1 protein-coding gene is annotated in these 2,258 nt (G+C 70.5%); it reads right to left on the bottom strand.

Annotated elements, in window-relative coordinates:
- Positions 1-2,091, bottom strand: a 2,091-nt coding sequence (locus AB0I81_RS63915) for a tetratricopeptide repeat protein (RefSeq protein ID WP_360680664.1), incomplete at its 3' end; no start/stop codon positions are given.
- Positions 2,092-2,258: the final 167 nt, after the last annotated feature.

The following is a 2,258-nucleotide window of genomic DNA, read 5'->3' as shown; positions in this document are numbered from 1 at the left end:
CTGGCCTTCGCCGTGGCGGTCGCCGAGCTTGCGGAAGATGGATACGGCCTGCTGGTGGGCGGTGATGGCCTCATCGAAGTGCCGCACCTGGCCCAAGGCGAGGCCGAGGTTGGTCAGCGCCTGGCCTTCGCCGTGGCGGTCGCCGAGCTCGCGGAAGATGGATACGGCCTGCTGGTGGGCAGTGATGGCCTCATCGAAGTGCCGCACCTCGCGCAGGGCCACGCCGAGGTTGCCAAGCGCCTGGCCTTCGCCGTGGCGGTCGCCGAGCTTGCGGAAGATGGATACGGCCTGCTGGTGGGCAGTGATGGCCTCATCGAAGTGCCGCACCTCCTGCAGGACGAGGCCGAGGCCGTTCTGCGCCTGGCCTTCGCCGTGGCGGTCGCCGAGCTCGCGGTAGATGGTGGCGGCGTCGTGAAGGACGGTGATGGCCTCATCGAAGTGCCGCACCTCGCGCAGGGCCACGCCGAGGTTGTTCAGCGTTGTGCCTTCGCCGTGGCGGTCGCCGAGCTCGCGGAAGATGGATACGGCCTGCTGGTGGGCAGTGATGGCCTCATCGAAGCGCCGCACCTCGCGCAGGGCCACGCCGAGGTTGCCCAGCGTTGTGCCTTCACGGTGGCGGTCGCCGAGCTGGTTGCTGGCGGTAACCGCGATGGTGTCGACGGTCAGAAGATCGTCGAGGGTGCGTCGCCAGGACAGGTAGACGTTCAGGCAGGCCGGCAGACGGTGCGCGAGGTCGTGGCGCCCGGTGGCTTGGGCCAGAGCGACGGCGGCGACGAGGTTGGCGCGTTCGGCGTCGAACCAGTTCATGGCATCGTCTCTTCCGGTGAAGCGGTCCGAGACAGCCTGGCCGGGCAGGGCGCGCAGGTGGTCGTCAGCGGCGTCGGCGGTGTACAGGTAGAGCTTCAGCAGCCGGTCCAGCGCCTGCTCGCGTTCGTCGTTGGCTGCTTGGGCGCGGCCGTGTTGGTCGGCGTACAGGCGGACCAGGTCGTGCATGCCCCACCGGCCGGTGATCGGGATGGTGAGCAGGTGGGCCCGGGTCAGTGCGGCCAGTTGTCGGCGCGTCACCGGCTCCGAAGCGCCGCTCAGGGTGGCAGCGGCCTGGAGCGAAATGTCCGGGCCGGGGTTGAGCGGCAGCAGCCGAAACAGCAGCGCCTGTTCCGGCTGGTCGGCCAGCAGGTGCTGGTAGGACAGGTCGAACGCGGCCCGAACCGCCAGCGGACGGCCGTGCTGGTCACGATCTCCGCTGTCCAAGGCATCCAGCCGCTGCTGAGCGTCGGCCAGCTCGGCAGCCATCTCGGCCAGCGGCCGGCCGGGTTCGGCGCGCAGCAGGGCGGCGATGATCTGCAACGCCAGCGGCAGCCGCCCGCACAACCAGGCGATCTCCCTTAAGGGTTCGGAATCGGCGTCTACGCGCGGATCGGTCCGCCCGGCCTGTAGCGCGGTGCGCAGCAGGTCAACAGCGTCAGCCTCGGACAGCATGGCCAAGTCGACCAGGCGAGCGGGCAGTGCCAACGTGTGCCGCGAGGTGATCAGCAGCCGGTGAGACGGCTGGGCAGGCAGCAGCGGCTCAACCTGGCCGGTGACGGCGGCGTTGTCGGCCACCACCAGCACCGGCAGCCCCTCGCGGGCCCGTTCAGTCAGCACCGACCGATACAAGCCCAGTTGCTCCTCACCAGTCGGCGGCAGGTCGGTGTCGCGGATGCCCATCGCCCGCAGCAACTGTCCCGCCGCCGCGGCGGCGTGGACGCGTTCGCCAGGGTCGGGAGTGTAGCCGCGCAGGTCGATGAAGAACACCCCGCCACCGAACCAGCCCTGCTCCATCGCCTGGTGGGCGGCCATCAGTGCGAGCGCGGTCTTGCCGACTCCGGCCATCCCCGCCACTGCCGACACCACGACCCCCGGCGCACTCTCACTTGCCGGGTCCAAGAAGGCCAGCACCTTCTCCAGGGCATCCGCGCGGCCGACGAAGCCGACCGGTGCGGCCGGCAGACCGGCTAGGGCCTGTGGGGCTGGGCCGGTTGTCTGCACGATGGTCGCCGAGGCGTAGTCGCCGGTCAGGATGGCGCCCCAGTTGCTCCCACCCACGCTCACCGAGCGCGCTCCGTGGGCGGACGCAGAGGGGTGCTCCGGCGGAGGGATGCTCACCGCTCGGCGCGGGCTTTGTCGCCGGTCTGGATGATGCCGGTGTTGGTTCCGGCGGCCACTGCTCGCTCGCCGACTGCGCTCACCGTCATCGCCGCTGGCGCTGCGGCTGGGCC

This window comes from Nonomuraea sp. NPDC050404 (assembly GCF_040655495.1).
Lineage (GTDB): Bacteria > Actinomycetota > Actinomycetes > Streptosporangiales > Streptosporangiaceae > Nonomuraea.
This window is presented reverse-complemented; position numbering and strand designations above follow the sequence as displayed.